The 14,565-nt window shown below is 71.5% G+C and carries 10 protein-coding genes; 6 read left to right on the top strand and 4 right to left on the bottom strand.

All coding sequences use genetic code 11. The annotated features are described in order from the left end of the window. Positions 1–565 precede the first annotated feature (565 nt). A complete protein-coding gene (gene sepF / locus GNZ18_RS15055; protein WP_156217114.1) occupies positions 566–829 on the bottom strand; it encodes a cell division protein SepF in 264 nt (87 codons plus the stop codon). Positions 830–1,265: 436 nt separating this feature from the next. Here sepF and GNZ18_RS15050 point away from each other — a divergent pair, with 436 nt between their 5' ends. Next, positions 1,266–3,041: an ABC transporter substrate-binding protein gene (locus tag GNZ18_RS15050; protein WP_156217113.1), complete on the top strand. Its 1,776-nt coding sequence runs from the start codon at positions 1,266–1,268 to the stop codon at positions 3,039–3,041. Positions 3,042–3,048: 7 nt separating this feature from the next. Here the strand turns inward: GNZ18_RS15050 and GNZ18_RS15045 are convergent, their stop codons facing one another. After that, positions 3,049–3,393: a hypothetical protein gene (locus GNZ18_RS15045; RefSeq protein WP_156217112.1), complete on the bottom strand. Its 345-nt coding sequence runs from the start codon at positions 3,391–3,393 to the stop codon at positions 3,049–3,051. A gap of 157 nt (positions 3,394–3,550) precedes the next feature. Here GNZ18_RS15045 and GNZ18_RS15040 point away from each other — a divergent pair, with 157 nt between their 5' ends. Further along, entirely contained in the window at positions 3,551–4,855 is a 1,305-nt protein-coding gene (locus GNZ18_RS15040) for an MFS transporter (protein WP_312874538.1), read from the top strand. Here the strand turns inward: GNZ18_RS15040 and GNZ18_RS15035 are convergent, their stop codons facing one another. Together GNZ18_RS15035 and GNZ18_RS15030 are read right to left on the bottom strand one after the other, a co-directional pair. After that, positions 4,856–6,169, bottom strand: coding sequence for an adenosylmethionine--8-amino-7-oxononanoate transaminase (locus GNZ18_RS15035; protein WP_173390778.1), 1,314 nt, complete (start codon positions 6,167–6,169; stop codon positions 4,856–4,858). Further along, positions 6,166–7,632 carry a CCA tRNA nucleotidyltransferase gene (locus tag GNZ18_RS15030; RefSeq protein WP_156217111.1) on the bottom strand — a complete coding sequence of 489 codons (1,467 nt, stop codon included), beginning with the start codon at positions 7,630–7,632 and terminating at the stop codon, positions 6,166–6,168. The genes GNZ18_RS15035 and GNZ18_RS15030 overlap by 4 nt, the downstream gene beginning before the upstream one ends. Before the next feature lie 388 nt (positions 7,633–8,020). Between GNZ18_RS15030 and GNZ18_RS15025 the strand changes: the two genes are divergently transcribed. The 4 genes from GNZ18_RS15025 (at position 8,021) to GNZ18_RS15010 (ending at position 14,356) form a co-directional block, all read left to right on the top strand. Continuing rightward, positions 8,021–8,593, top strand: coding sequence for an aminoacyl-tRNA deacylase (locus tag GNZ18_RS15025; RefSeq protein WP_156217110.1), 573 nt, complete (start codon positions 8,021–8,023; stop codon positions 8,591–8,593). A gap of 259 nt (positions 8,594–8,852) precedes the next feature. After that, positions 8,853–12,014, top strand: a complete 3,162-nt coding sequence (locus GNZ18_RS15020; RefSeq protein WP_156217109.1) for a DUF6049 family protein — start codon at positions 8,853–8,855, stop codon at positions 12,012–12,014. A gap of 37 nt (positions 12,015–12,051) precedes the next feature. Next, positions 12,052–13,725 (top strand): murein biosynthesis integral membrane protein MurJ, encoded by a 1,674-nt coding sequence (murJ, locus tag GNZ18_RS15015; RefSeq protein ID WP_308165821.1) that lies wholly within the window; start codon positions 12,052–12,054, stop codon positions 13,723–13,725. A gap of 172 nt (positions 13,726–13,897) precedes the next feature. Next, entirely contained in the window at positions 13,898–14,356 is a 459-nt protein-coding gene (locus tag GNZ18_RS15010) for a hypothetical protein (RefSeq protein ID WP_156217108.1), read from the top strand. The last annotated feature ends 209 nt before the right edge of the window (positions 14,357–14,565 follow it).

The raw sequence follows: 14,565 nt of genomic DNA, 5'->3' as shown, positions 1-14,565 counted from the left end.
TCACCGCCCTCCCCGGATGTTGCACGCCCAACGTGCCGCATGCGCAACACGCCGCGCACCCGAGAGGTGCGCCCGCGTGCCCTGCACCGACCCCACCACCTGAGGCCCTGCACGCGCGAAGCGCCATCGCCTGCCTACGGTGCGGGTGGTGTCATCTGCCCGCCTTCACTCGCTTCACCGCACCCACCCTGCCTCGCCACGTTCAGCGGCATCCCACATCCGGCGGCGTGACAGGGGGGATCATCGCCGCGCATGCGGGCGCCCGCTTATCCGACATGCCTCGCATCTGTGTCGTGCCGCGTGTCCGAAGGGCTGGGCAGGCGAGGCGGGGTGGTGGCTTTCGTCGGCTCCGCTGGCATCTGGTGCTGGCAAGGGGGGTTGTCGCGGTCTCGGTGCGGCTCGCTGCTGGCGCCGGTTGCGTGGTCGGCTAAGTGTGCGGGTGTTCCGCGTTGTTCTTCCGTGGTCGCCGTTCGGGGGGCGGAGTTGCGAGGGTGGGCGTCGCGGGGGGTGCGGTTCGTGTTTGTGGGGTGTTCGAGCTGGTTGGTGATGTCGTGCGCGGTTTGTGTCAACCGGCCAGGTGGGCCAGGTCGGGGATGTGGGCGGCTGCGATCTGGGGTCTGGCGGGGGGCTGGAGGAGGAAGAGCTTCTTGTCCAGTCGCTCCATCTCGCCGCCTCGTCCGCAGATCAGCCCGGCGCAGAAGTCCACCAGCTGCCTGGCGACGTCGTCGGGCAGCAGGGTGAGATCCATGATCACGGGGTCACCCTTGCGGAAGAAGTGTCCGACGTGGACCACCTCGTTGTAGTCCTTGGGACTGAGCGTTTTGATCACGGGTCAAGTCTGCCCATGCTCCTCTGTAGTGCAAGACCCCATCGGGATGGAGGCTTCCTGGGGCCTTGGTCTTCGCAAGCTTGAGTTGTTGTGGGGCCCCGGGTGGTGCGTTTGGGCGCTCAAGGGTATTTCGGGGGCGCGTGTCTCGATCGGTCGTGGGCGTTTCCTTGCGGGCGGGGCGAATCACCGGGGATCGGGCCGGTGCCGCCGCAGGTCAGGGTGCCTGTGTGGGGTGTTAGTTCGGGTGTGTCGGGGGTCTGATCACAATGTGTCAAAAGGGCGTGCCGACAGTGGACACGACCGTGTCAGGACGTCCTTACTTCTGTAGAGCTCGTAGAGGAAAACGGCGATGTAGCGGCTCTTTGTCACGCTCTGGCCCTACTGTGACACCGCCGGTGATTGCGCGCCTGCTTCCGGGAACCGAGTGGAGGACGTGATGGCACGCGAGGTGATCAAGGTGACGGCCGGGCTCGCCGGGCTCGCGGTCGGGTTAACGGCCTGCGGTGGGGGGGACCCGGCCTCGGGGGCGGACGGGCCGCCCCGGCAGGGGGGGACGTTGCGGGTCGTCGGGTCGTCCGACGTCGAGCATCTGGACACGGCGTCGGTGGCCAGCGTGGGCGCGTACGGGCTCGCGCGGATCTACGCGCGGACGTTGCTCGGGAGCCGCGCGTCCAACGACTTCGGCGAGACCGTGCCCGTGCGGCCCGATGTCGCGGCGCGGGTACCGACGCGGGAGAACGGCGACGTCAGCGAGGACGGGCGGACCTACACGGTGCGGCTGCGCGGGAACGTCCTGTGGAACACGCGTCCGGCGCGGGCGGTGACGGCGGGGGACTTCGTGCGCGGGTTCAAGCGGTTGTGCAACCCCGCCTCGCCGTCGGTCGGCAAGAGCTACTACATCTCGACGATCAGGGGCATGGAGGGCTTCTGCCGGGGGTTCGGCGGTGTCGACGCGAAGGATCCCGGGGCGATCTCCGCGTACCAGAACGGGCACGACGTCGAGGGCATACGCGCCGAGGACGACCAGACGCTGGTGTTCGGGCTGAAGAGTCCGGCCAGCGACTTCCTGAACCTGCTGGCCCTGCCGTTCACCGCGGCGGCGCCACGGGAGTACGACGCGTTCCTGCCGGACGGGCAGGAGTTCCGGCAGCACACGATCTCCGACGGGCCCTACCAGATCAGCGAGTACCGGCCGGGTGCGTCGTACCTGCTCAGCCAGAACCCGGCGTGGCGGCAGAACACCGATCCGCTGCGCGAACGGCATGTGGACAGGATCCAGATCACGCTCGGGCAGGACTCCCCCGAGACCGTCCAGCAGCAGATCGAGCAGGGGGCGGCCGACCTCGCGTGGGACCAGCCGGTTCCGAGGCAGGCGATCCCGAGGTTGCGCGACGACCCGAGGTTCGCGGTCCGGGAGACGCCGAACAACAGTCCCTACCTGGTGTTCAACACGCGCAGCCCGAACAACGGCGGCGCGCTCGGCGACCGGGAGGTCAGGCGGGCGCTGGAGTACGCCGTCGACCGGAGCGCGCTCATCAAGATCGTTGGTGGGCCGTCGATCGCGCGGCCGCTGCACACGGTGATCCCGCCGGGCAACGCCGGGTATGCCGCGTCCGATCAGTATCCGACACCGGGCGGGTCAGGCGATCCGGCGAGATGTCGTGATCTCCTGGGGAAGGCGGGGCATCCGGGGCTCACGCTGAAGTTTCCCTACCGCACCAACAGCGTCCACAAGCTGATCGCGCAGTCCCTCCAGCAGAACCTCGCGGCCTGCGGCGTCAGGGCCGATCTCGTCGCCGACACCGGCGGGTCGTTCTACTCCAGCACGATCGCCACGCCCGCGAAGGCCCGCGAGGGCCAGTGGGACATCGCGGCTCCCGGCTGGACGCCCGACTGGTACGGCAACAACGGCCGCTCGATCATCCAGCCGCTGTTTGACGGACGCACCTACGGGCCGAACTCCACCAACTACGGCGGCTATGACAATCCGCAGGTCAGTGCGCTGATCGACGCGGCACTCACCGCGCCCGACACCGCGCGCGCCGACCAGTACTGGCGGCTCGCCGACCAGAAGATCATGGAGGACGCCGCCATCGTCCCGCTGCTCGACCGGTCGCACACGATCTTCCGTTCGGCACGGGTCCGCGGGGCGCGGTTCCTGCCGACGGCCGCCGGATACGACTACACCCGGCTCTGGCTCGCCGAGGACTGAGCGGCGGTCACTCGTCCGCGCCGGAGAACCTCCTCGCGAGGTCGCGGTGCTTGTCGGCGGCGAGCTTCGCCTGCGCCGGGGTGATGGTCGATCCCGGCATGCCGCCCAGGCGCTCGACCTCGTCCGCGAACCGCAGGTGCTCGGTCTCGGCGTGCTCGCGGCAGGCGAGGCAGGTGACGCTGTCGGGACGCGGGGAGGTCATCGCGTAGGGCACCCGCAGGCCGCAGCCGGTCCTGACCAGGCTCGGCAGGTCGGCGGCCAGGCCGAACGCGGAGGCCATCAGGTCGCGGACGGCGGCGCTACGGCGGACCACCGTGGACTCCACGTGGATGTGCGGATCGTCCCCGCCCATCTGCCCTCCCTCACGCGACCGCAGGGCGTAGGGACGAGTCTGCCATGCGCTCCCCGCGCCTGGGGGACGCGAAGTCCTCCCCGGAGGGACCGAAACGTCCAGCGTCGTGGGTCGCTCGGGCGGGAGCGGTGGGCCCGAGGACGAATAGGGTGATCGGGTGAGGGCTGGGGAGTTGCGGCGGATCCTGCGGGGTCGGAACTTCCGGCGCCTGTACGCGACGCGGCTGACCTCGCAACTCACCGACGGGCTGTTCCAGGTCGCGCTGGCCGGTTACGTGTTCTTCTCCCCCGAGCGGCAGACCTCGGCGGGCAAGGCCGCGGCGGCGTTCGCGGTGACGCTGCTGCCGTATTCGGCCCTCGGCCCGTTCGCCGGGGTGTTCATCGACCGGTGGCAGCGGCGGCAGATCCTGCTGTGGACGCCGATCCTGCGCGCCGCCCTGGTGCTGCTGGTCGGGGCCCTGGTCGCGGCGGGCCAGGACGGCCTGGTCTTCTTCCTCGTGGTGCTCGTCGTGCTCGGCGTCAACCGGTTCTTCCTCGCGGCGCTGTCGGCGGCGCTCCCGCATGTGGTGCGGCGCGATCAACTGGTGACGGCGAACGCGTTCGCGGTGACCTCCGGGACGGTGATCGCGTTCACCGGTGCCGGCCTCGGCTACCTGCTCAGGCGCGTGTTCGGCGGCGGGACGGAGGGGACGGCGCTGATCCTCGCCTTCGCCGCCGTGCTGTTCTTCGCCGCCGGAGTGACGGCGACGACGCTGCCCCGGCTGCTGCTCGGCCCGCACCCGTCCGAGGACGCCGCTCCCGAGAAGGCGGCGATGGGGGTTCGGGAGGCGCTCGGCGGGGTGCTCGGCGGCCTGGCGGACGGGGCGCGGCACATCGCGCGGCGGCGGCAGGCGGCGCTCGCGCTCGCGGCGATCTCGTTCCACCGGCTGCTCTACGGCGTCATCCTGATCATGACGTTGCTGCTGTGCCGGAACCACTTCACCGAGAACGCGGACGCCGGGCTCACGGCGTTCGCGGTCATGCTCGGGGTCTCGGGCGCCGGATACTTCGCCGCCGCCGTGGTCACACCGGCGGTGGTGCGGCGGATCAGCAAACCGGCGTGGGTCACGTGGCTGCTGGCGGCGGCGGGGGCGAGCCTGCTCCTCTTCGGGCCGCCGTTCGCGGAGCCGGCGTGGGCGGCCGGCTCGTTCGCGCTCGGCGTCGTGTCGCAGGGGGTCAAGCTGTGCGTCGACACGACGCTCCAGGAGTCCATCGACGACGCCTACCGCGGCCGGGTCTTCGCCGTCTACGACATGCTGTTCAACGCGACGTTCGCCGCGTCGGCGGCGGCCGCCGCGTCCTGGCTGCCCTTCGACGGCCGCGCCCGGCTCACGCTCATCGCCGTGATCATCGCCTACGCGACCGGGGCGGTCGCCTACTGGACGGGCACCGCCCGCGTCCGCGGGGCCGCCGTCGCCCAGTGATCAGAGGGACTCGGCGATCGCGGTCATCGCGGCGGCGATATGGGTCGTCTCGTCCTCGGTGCAGACGTAGGGCGGCATGGCGTAGATCAGCTTGCCGAAGGGGCGCAGCCAGACGCCGTGGGCCATCGCGATGTCCTGGACGGCCTGGACGTCGACCGGTTCGCGCGCCTCGATGACGCCGATCGCGCCGAGCACGCGGACGTCCGCGACGCCCGGCAGGTCGGCCGCGGCGGAGAGTTCGCTGGTGAGGATCGCCTCGATGGTGTCGACCTCGTCCCGCCAGTCGCGCGAGAGCAGCAGCTCGATGGACGCGGACGCGACGGCGGCGGCCAGCGGGTTCGCCATGTACGTCGGCCCGTGCATGAGCGCGCCCGCCTCGCCGGAGGTGATGCCGTGGGCGACGCGGTCGCTGCACAGGGTCGCGGCCATCGTCATGTAGCCGCCGGTGAGGGCCTTGCCGAGGCACATGATGTCGGGCACGACCTCGGCGTGGTCGCAGGCCCACAGCTCACCCGTCCGGCCGAAGCCGGTGGCGATCTCGTCCAGGACGAGGAGGACGCCGTGCTCGTCGGCGATGTCGCGCAGGGCCCGCAGGTACTCGGGGGCGTAGAAGCGCATGCCGCCCGCGCCCTGGACGACCGGCTCGACGATGATCCCGGCGAGCTCGTGCGCGTGCGCGGCGGCGAGGGCGGACACCTCGTCCAGGTACGCCTGGTCGGGGGCGGCGGAGTAGCCGAGCGGCGGCACGGGCGCGAAGACGTGCCGGGCGAGGACGTCGCTGAAGATGTGGTGCATGCCGTTGACCGGGTCGCAGACGGCCATGTCGCCGAACGTGTCGCCGTGGTACCCGCCCCGGACGGTGAGCAGCCGGTGCCGCTCCGGACGCCCCTGGGAACGCCAGTACTGCAACGTCATCTTGATCGCGACCTCGACCGCGACCGAGCCGGAGTCGGCGAAGAAGACCTTGGTGAGCGGTTCGGGGGTGATCGAGACCAGCGTCTCGGCGAGCCGGACGGCCGCCGGGTGCGTGAGCCCGCCGAACATGACGTGGGCCATCTTGCCGAGCTGCCCGGTGACGGCGGCGTTCAGGCGCGGGTGGTTGTAGCCGTGGATGGCGGCCCACCAGGACGACATGCCGTCGATCAGCTCGGTGCCGTCGGCGAGGGTCAGCCGCACGCCGTCCGCCGACACGACCGGCTGGACGGGGACGGCCGCCGGCAGCGGCGTGTAGGGGTGCCAGATGTGGTCGCGGTCGAAGGCCAGCATCCGCTCGGTCTCGGTCGGGCTCATCCGGCCCAGCTGCAACGGGATCATTCCTGGCCCTCCCCGAGCACGCCTTCGGCGGCGGCCCATCGGCGGAGTTCGGCGGCGGCGGCGTCCTTGCCGATCATGCCCTGGTCGAGCCGCAGCTCCAGCAGGAACTTGTAGGCGCGGCCGACCAGGGGCCCCGGCGTGATGCCGAGGATCTCCTGGATCTCGTTGCCGTCGATCTCGGGACGGATCGCCGCCAGCTCCTCCTCCTGCGCGAGCCGGTCGATCCGGACCTCAAGATCGTCGTAGGTGCGCCGGAGCCGGTCGGCCTTGCGCTTGTTGCGGGTCGTGCAGTCGGCGCGGGTGAGCTTGTGCAGGCGGGCGAGCAGGGGGCCGGCGTCGCGCACGTACCGGCGGACGGCGGAGTCCGTCCACTCGCCGGTGCCGTAGCCGTGGAACCGCAGGTGCAGCTCCACCAGGCGCGACACGTCCGCGATGGTGTCCTTGGGGTAGCGCAGCGCGGACAGCCGCTTGCGGGTCATCTTCGCGCCGACGACCTCGTGGTGGTGGAAGGAGACGCGCCCGCCCGCCTCGAAGCGGCGGGTGCGCGGCTTGCCGATGTCGTGCAGCAGCGCCGCGAGCCGCAGGACGAGGTCGGGGCCCTCCTGCTCCTGCGCGATCGCCTGCTCCAGGACGATCAGCGAGTGCTCGTAGACGTCCTTGTGCCGGTGGTGCTCGTCGATCTCCAGCCGCAGCTTGGGCAGCTCGGGCAGGACGTGCTCGGCGAGCCCGCTGTCGACGAGCAGCGCCAGGCCCTGCCTCGGGTACAGGCCGCAGATCAGCTTGGACAGCTCGTCCCTGATCCGCTCGGCGGAGACGATCCCGATCCGTTCCGACATGTCCGTCATCGCGGTGACGACGTCGGGCGCGACCGTGAAGCCGAGCTGGGAGGCGAACCGGGCGGCGCGCATCATGCGCAGCGGGTCGTCGCTGAAGGAGTCCTCGGGGCGGCCGGGCGTCCGCAGCACCTTGCGCTGGAGGTCGGTCAGGCCGCCGAAGGGGTCGACGAACTCGTAGCCGGGGAGCCGCGCGGCCATGGCGTTCACGGCGAAGTCGCGGCGGCGCAGGTCCTCGACGAGCGAGGTGCCGTAGGAGACGCTCGGCTTGCGCGACTTCGGGTCGTAGGACTCACTGCGGTAGGTGGTGATCTCCAGCTCGACGCCGTCCTTGCGGAGGCCGACGGTGCCGAACTCGATGCCGATCGTCCAGACCGCGTCCGCCCAGCCGTCGATGATCTCCAGGATGCGCTCGGGCGGCGCGTCGGTGGTGAGGTCGACGTCCTTGGTGGGGCGGCGCAGCAGCGCGTCCCGGACGGGCCCGCCGACCAGCGCCAGCTCGTGCCCGGCCGCCGCGAACCGGTCGCCGAGCCCGTCGGCGACGGGCGCGATGTTGCGGAGCAGCTCGGCGATCGCGGCGCGGCGCGGCGGCGAGGGCTCGGGGGACACGTTCTGGTTGGGCACGGCCATCGAGCGTATTTCCTTGGGAAGCGAGCTGACAAAGGACTTTCGACGATTCCCGGGGGTACGCGCCGGAGCCCTTGCGGTGGCCTCGTTCCGGTCGGCGCCCGGTCCGGAGACCGTACGAAGGAGGACGCGGGCTCTTCACACGGCGCGGACCCCGAGTTACGTTCTGGACACCCCGATGACGCCGGCGCGATCGCCGTGAGCCTCCCCCACGACAACGGTAGCGGGATCCGGTGGGGCACGGTCCGCCGCGGGTGCGGCACCGGAGTATTTCTGGGGCCAACGGGTCGTATCACCACAGGTGGGGCGATTCCCCACCGAGGCACCACGGGGGGACAGGGAAGCCAGGTCGGGGGGTCAGCGGGGGAGTCCCCGCGGGACGGAGCCGGTCATGAAGGACGCCCTCGCCATCCACCGCGCGCTGCTCGAACGGGAGATCGCGCACGAGATCGTGCGCCTGCCCGTCGCGGTGGCCCACGCCGACGAGTTGCCCACGGCGCTCGGCCTCCCGGCGGACCGGTGCCTGGCGACCCGCGTCTACGCCTGCGTCGGCGCCTTCCAGGGCGGCCGCTTCCTGGCGGGGGTGATCGTCGCGGCGGGCCGCCGCCCCGCGGCCGAGGCGGTGCGGCTGGCCGCCGGCGCCCGGCTGATCCGCCCGGCCCGCGCCGACCTGGTCAACTCCGTCACCGAGTACGCGGCGGGGCTCGTCTGCCCGCTGCTCCTGCCGGGCTCGATGCCGCTGCTGATCGACCGGCGCCTGGTGGACGCTCTTCCGGGCGACGCCGTGGTCTACACGGCGACCGGCGAACCGTCCACGGCCCTCGGGATCCGCGGACGCTCGCTGTTCAGGCTCTGCGAGGCCAAGCCGGTCGACCTCTCCTCCCCGCAGGACGGCGGAACGGAGCCGGGCTCCGGCGCGGACCGTCCGGGCCCTCCGGACCCCCGCCACCACCCGGTCGGCTGAATCATGGGCCTGGCCGGTCGCGGGTGGACGCCCCTGGTCGCGATTTCGCCCGGGTTTCGCCGAGTTTCCCCCGTCCCAGGAGCCACTTCTGGAAATCTGGCGTGGCGGTTTGGCATCCGGACGACCAGAATCCTTGCCACAGGTGGGCGGGAAGGTCTGATGGGGCCTATGTCGGGACTACCATCGGGGCCGTGGTGCGGGAAATCGACGCCCGCCGTCCCGAGGCGGCCCCTGCGGGCGGCCCTTGGGCGGACGTGGCGTGAGAGCGGTCAAACGCGCGGTCGCGCTGGCCGCTCTCCTGCCCTGCTTCATGACGGCGGCGGCACCGGCGATGGCACTTCCCGCCGGGGCGTCCCAAACCCCGGTGCTGGCACAGCCGGATCACCAGTCGCCCCCGGAACAGGGACGGGCGCGCGCGCAGGTCGGGGTCGGGCTGACGAAGGTGAGCCCCAAGACCGTCCGGGAGAACTCGCGGATCGAACTCGCCGGCGTGGCCCTGAACCGCTCGGGGCACGAGCTCGCGGGGCTGACGATCCGGATGCGGTACCGGCAGCAGCCGATCCGGAGCCGCAGCGAGCTGGACCAGATCGCGGCAGGGCAGCCGTCCGTCCTGCCCGGGTACGGCCGTCCGGTCCAGCTTCCCCAGGCCGCCGCGCCCGGGGGCAGGCACAACTGGGCGTTCAAGGTCACCACGAAGTCGCTCGGGCTGCAGGCTCCGGGCGGCGCCCCCGGCGTCTACCCGGTGGGCGTCGAGGTGCTGAACTCCGCCCAGCAGGTCGTGGGCGGCGTGACGACGTTCCTGACCTTCACGCCGAGGACCGCGAACTACAAGAAGGTCGCGGTCGGCTGGGTCTGGCCGCTGATCGACCGGCAGCACCGCGCGAACGACCGGACGTTCCTGGACGACCAGCTCCGCAAGGACGTCGCGGCAGGCGGCCGCCTGAACGGGCTCGTCAACGCCGCCGCGGCGACCGACACCCCGGTCACCTGGGGAATCGACCCCGCGCTGCTGGACGACGTCCGGCAGATGGCCGAGCACGACTACGCGGTGAAGGCGCCGGGGGCGAGGTCGGGCGCCGACAAGCGCAAGAGCCCCGAGGCGGCCGCCTGGCTGAACACGCTGAAGCTGGCGGCCAAGAGCGACCCCTACTTCACCGTCCCCTACGCCGACCCGGACGTGCTGGCGCTGGTCCGGCACAAGATGACGCGCGACGTCCAGATCGCCTACGACCCGAGGAACACCTCCCTCGTGGCGAAGGAGCTCGGACGCCCCGCCGACGCGCACATCGCGTGGCCGGCGATGGGCCTCGCCGGTCCGGACACGCTCGACCTGCTCGCCAAGCTCACCCTGAAGCAGGGCGCCGGATCCTTCCTGATGAGCAGCGAGCACTTCCAGCCGCCGCCGTCGGGCGGGCCGTCCAACGCGGTCACGACGATCCCGACGACCTCCCAGGGCACCAAGAAGGCCCTGCTCTACGACGACAAGCTCAACGAGATCGTCAGCAGCCCCTCGCGGTCGTCCTACAGCGCGCTGCTGACCGAGCAGCGCTTCCTCGCCGAGACCGCGATGATCGCCGGGGAGACGCCGAACGTCCAGCGCGCCGTGATCGTCGCCCCCGACCGGAACTGGAACCCCGCGCCGGGTCTCGCCCGGAACCTGCTCCAGTACAGCAGCCACTCGCCCTGGCTGAACGCGATGCCGCTGAGCAAGTTCGAAACGGCGCAGCCGCAGACCCGGACCTTCAACGGCGTCGGCCAGAAGTACGAGCGCTTCGAGCTCGGGCTCCCCTACCTCAGCCAGGTCCGCAACATCGCCCGGCGCGCCGCGTCCTTCCAGGCCGTTCTGGTCCCCCCGGTCTCCATCTCCTACGAGCGCGCCCTGCTCCGGGCGGAGTCGACGTCCTGGCGCTCCCACGGCGAGCGCGCCAAACGCGCCAGAGACGAGCTTTCGGACGAACTCGCCCGGGAGATGGACAAGGTCCGGATCGTCACCAACGAGAAAAGACGCGCGAACATGGCGGGCAGCTCGGGACGGCTGCCCGTGACCGTCGAGAACAAGCTGCGCGGCCAGCGGGTCAAGGTGCGGCTCAGCGCCACCTCGGCCAACAGCGCCAAGCTCCGGCTCGGGCGGCTCGCCGCCGGCGAGGAGGTCATCGAGCTGCGCCCCGGCGAGGTCGTCCAGCGCTGGTTCCCGGCCCAGGCGGCGGGCAACGGAAACTTCCCCGTTCACCTGCAACTGGAGATCCCCGAATCCAACGGCAGAAGGTTCGGCAAGGGCGTGGACATCACCGTCCGCACCACCGGGTATGGGCGTCTCGCCCTCCTCATCACGAGCGGCGGACTTGCCGTACTCTTCGTGGGCGTCGGAGTGCGGGCCATCAGAGCAAGGCGCCGCCGGAAATCGGAGGCAGCCGGTGACGGGTCGACCGGAATGGGACCAGCAGCACCCGGAGGACCAGGGAGCGGATTCCCCGGCCCCGGCTTCCCCGGGTCAGCCGGCCCCGGCGGACCCATGGGCCCCGCAGGCCCCACCGACCCCTCAGCCCCCTCGGCCTTCGCCACCCCCGCGGGACCCGCGCGCCGCCCAACCCCCTCGGGACCCGCGGGCCGCTCAGGGCCCCCGCGACCCTCGGGCCGCCCAGGGCCCCCGGAACCCCCAGGGCCCCCGGAACCCCCAGGGCCCCCGGAACCCCCAGGGCCCTCGGAACCCCCAGGGCCGGCAGCCCCCGGCGCAGAACCCTGGCCAGGCTCCCTACCAGGGGTATCCGAACCCGCCCTCCCAGAATCAGCAGGGCACGCCCATGGGCCGTCCGCCGGCCCGCCCGGCGACGCCGCCCCCGGCGCAGGGCCGTCCGCAGCCCCCGCGCAGAACGGAGCAGAACCCCGGCTGGACGCCTCCGCCGCCCCAGGGGCGCCCGCCTCAGCGGAATCCTGGTCGTCCGCCTGGTCAGAACTGGCCGAACCAGCCCCAGGGACGTCCGGGACAGGGCCCCCCTCCAGGCCCGCCGCCCCAGCAGGGCCCTCCGCGGACCCCAGGGCCACGACCCCAGAGCCCATCGAGGCCGGGTCCGGGCAGGAACCAGCAGAACCGGATGCCTCCTTCGGCACCGGCGCAGCCTGGTGGACGACCGATTTCGCCGGCCCCTGGGCAGGGTCAGGGACGCCCGAGGCAGACCCCTCCCCCGAACCAGGGCCAGCCGGGACGAATGGGGCCGCCCCAGGGCGGTCCGGGACGGATGGGTGGACAGGCTCCGAACCAGGGCTACCCGCAACGGATGAGTGGGCAGGGCCCGAACCAGGGCTTCCCGGCGCCGCAGACGCCGGGCCCGCGACCGACGGGTCCCCCCGGGCGGAGGAACCCGGCCTACCCCCCGCCAACGGGCGGCCCACCGGCAAACATCGCGGCGAGAACCGCGACTGACTTCCCGGTACCGGGCCGTCCGTCGTCGGAGACCGTCGTGGACGTCGCCCCCGGGGGCGGCCCGTCGGGGGACGACGGCGGCAAGGGCGGCGCGTCGGGCATCCTGAAGTCCGGCGCGGTCATGGCCGTGGGCACCCTCGCGTCCCGCGTCACCGGCTTCCTGCGGACCGCCATGCTCGTCGCCGCCCTCGGCACCGGCGCGCTGGCCGACGCCTACAACACCGCGAACACCGTCCCGTTCATCGTCTACGACCTGCTGCTCGGCGGCGTCCTCACCGCCGTGGTCGTGCCGCTGATCGTCCGCGCGCGCGAACGCGACCCCGCCTACGGCGACCGCTACGAGCAGCGCCTGTTCACGCTGGCCGTCCTCGGCCTCGCGGTGATCACCGTCGTCGCGGTGCTGCTCGGCCCCGTCTTCATCTCGATCTACGGCGGCGCGATGGAGGGCGACCAGCGCGACCTCGCCGTCCTGTTCGCGCGCCTCTTCGCGGTGCAGATCTTCTTCCTCGGCGTCAGCGCGTTCTCCGGCGCGATCCTCAACACCCGCAAGCGGTTCGGCGCGCCGATGTGGGCTCCGGTGCTCAACAACATCGTGATCTGCGGGACGGCCGGCGCCTTCCTCCTGGTCAGCACCGGGACGGTGACGCCCGGCTCGATCACGGGCACCGAGGTGACGCTCCTCGCGGGCGGCACCATCGGCGGCATGGCGTTGCAGACCCTCGCGCTCTGGCCGTCCCTGCGCGGCTCCGGCTTCCGCTGGCGCCCCCGCCTCGACTTCCGCAAGGGCGAACTCGGCCAGATGGGCCGCATGGCCGTCTGGACGCTCAGCTACGTCGTCATCACCCAGATCGGGTTCGCGGTCACGACGTCCCTCGGCAACGCCGCCGGCGTCCTCGGCCGCAAGGAGCACCTGGGCGACGTCGGCTACACCCCCTACTTCAACGCCTACCAGCTCTTCCAGCTCCCCTACGCGATCATCGGCGTCTCGGTGATCACCGCGCTGCTGCCCCGGATGAGCGAGCACGCCGCCGCGAACCGGATGACCGAGGTCCGCGACGACTTCTCCAGCGGCCTCCGGCTCTGCTCAGTGATCATCCTGCCCGCCGCCGCCCTGATGGCGACGCTCGCCGACGAGATCACCACCGTCCTGTTCGCGCACGGCCAGACCACCGCGTCCAACGCCCAGGTCATCGCGAACGTCCTGGAGATGTTCTCGATCGCCCTCGTCCCGTTCGCCGCGTACCAGCTCATGCTGCGCGTCTTCTACGCCATGCAGGACACCCGCACCCCCGCCTTCGTCAGCGTCGCCGTCGTCCTCACCAACATCGCGACGGCCTTCACCGCCTACAAGATCTTGCCCACCGACAAGATCATCGTAGGCATCGCGGCCGGGTTCGCCCTGGCCCAGACCGTGGGCGCCTTCGTCGGCTGGGCCATCCTCCGCCGCCGCCTTGGCGGCATGGACGGCCGCCGCATCGCCCTCACCTACCTCAAACTGGCCGTCGCCCTCTGGCCCCTGATCGGCTTCGCCTACGCCATCCACCTGGTGGTGGACTCGGCCCTCGGCGAAGGGCTCCTCTCCGGCCTGGCGACCCTGGCGGTGGCCAGCGCCGGAGGCGGCATCCTCTACCTGCTCTTCGCCAAACTCCTCCGGGTCAGCGAGGTCCAGACCATGATCACCACCATCAGCTCCCGCATCCCGGGCCGCTGACCCCCACGACAACGGCGCCGACCACTCGGATGCGAGCCACGCGAGGACGGGCGGGCGATGGCTCCAACTTCACCCGCCCGCACCGAGAACGGTGTCAATCACCAGTGAAGCGACATGAGTAGGGCTGTCAAGGTTCCTGTCATGTTCGATCACGCCGGGCTAGCTTTCACGCATGACGACACCGGCCAGTGCGCCGTCCCAGCGGGGCCCCTCCAAGATGTGGGTCCAGACCGGTCCGCTCGACATCAACCAGTCCCTCACCACCGCCTACGCGCAGGTCCACCCGTCCGGCCTGACGATCACGATCCCCTTCCCAGGCGTGTGGGAGCTCTCGTACCAGGCCCGTTCCGTGATCAATTCCGGCGCCGCGAACACCAACTACTGGGCCAGCACGGTGCTGTACAAGGGGCAGACCCCCATCGACGGCAGCCAGGCCCTGGCCGGGGGCGGCGGCCCAGCGAACCTGATCCTCCAGTCCACCGCCGGGCAGACCGTCCTGGTCGACCTTGAAGCCAACGACGTCGTGAGCCTCTATGCCAAGGGCATCGGCTCCCAGGGCAACAACGCCTCCATCCTGAGCAACGCCGACGGCCGCACCACCATCGCAGCCCACTGGGTCAGCGCAGTCTGAGCAGCCCCCAAGCCACGACAACCCCCTGGCCCCTCAGTTGGGACCAGGGGGTACGACGTCCCCACCACCCACAACCCCGGCCGAGCAGCGCGGCCCAGCAGCGCGGCCCAGCAGCGGCGAAGGCATCAGATGGCATCCAGCGCCCAGTTCAACGTGCGATTTAGGGGGCGACGCGAGCAGCGCGACGGAGTGGAAGGCCGGGACGCGCA

The sequence above is a fragment of the Actinomadura litoris genome, from assembly GCF_009733595.1.
Taxonomy (GTDB): domain Bacteria; phylum Actinomycetota; class Actinomycetes; order Streptosporangiales; family Streptosporangiaceae; genus Spirillospora; species Spirillospora litoris.
The sequence above is the reverse complement of the archived record's forward strand: the minus strand, read 5'-3'. Positions and strand labels throughout refer to the sequence as shown.

Excerpts from the sequence above, each read along its gene's own strand:
- GNZ18_RS15050 (WP_156217113.1), top strand. The coding sequence starts at position 1,266 with ATGGCACGCGAGGTGATCAAGGTGACGGCCGGGCTCGCCGGGCTCGCG.
- GNZ18_RS15035 (WP_173390778.1), bottom strand. The coding sequence starts at position 6,169 with ATGATCCCGTTGCAGCTGGGCCGGATGAGCCCGACCGAGACCGAGCGG.
- GNZ18_RS15045 (WP_156217112.1), bottom strand. The coding sequence starts at position 3,393 with ATGGGCGGGGACGATCCGCACATCCACGTGGAGTCCACGGTGGTCCGC.
- GNZ18_RS15030 (WP_156217111.1), bottom strand. The coding sequence starts at position 7,632 with ATGGCCGTGCCCAACCAGAACGTGTCCCCCGAGCCCTCGCCGCCGCGC.
- GNZ18_RS15010 (WP_156217108.1), top strand. The coding sequence starts at position 13,898 with ATGACGACACCGGCCAGTGCGCCGTCCCAGCGGGGCCCCTCCAAGATG.
- GNZ18_RS15025 (WP_156217110.1), top strand. The coding sequence starts at position 8,021 with ATGAAGGACGCCCTCGCCATCCACCGCGCGCTGCTCGAACGGGAGATC.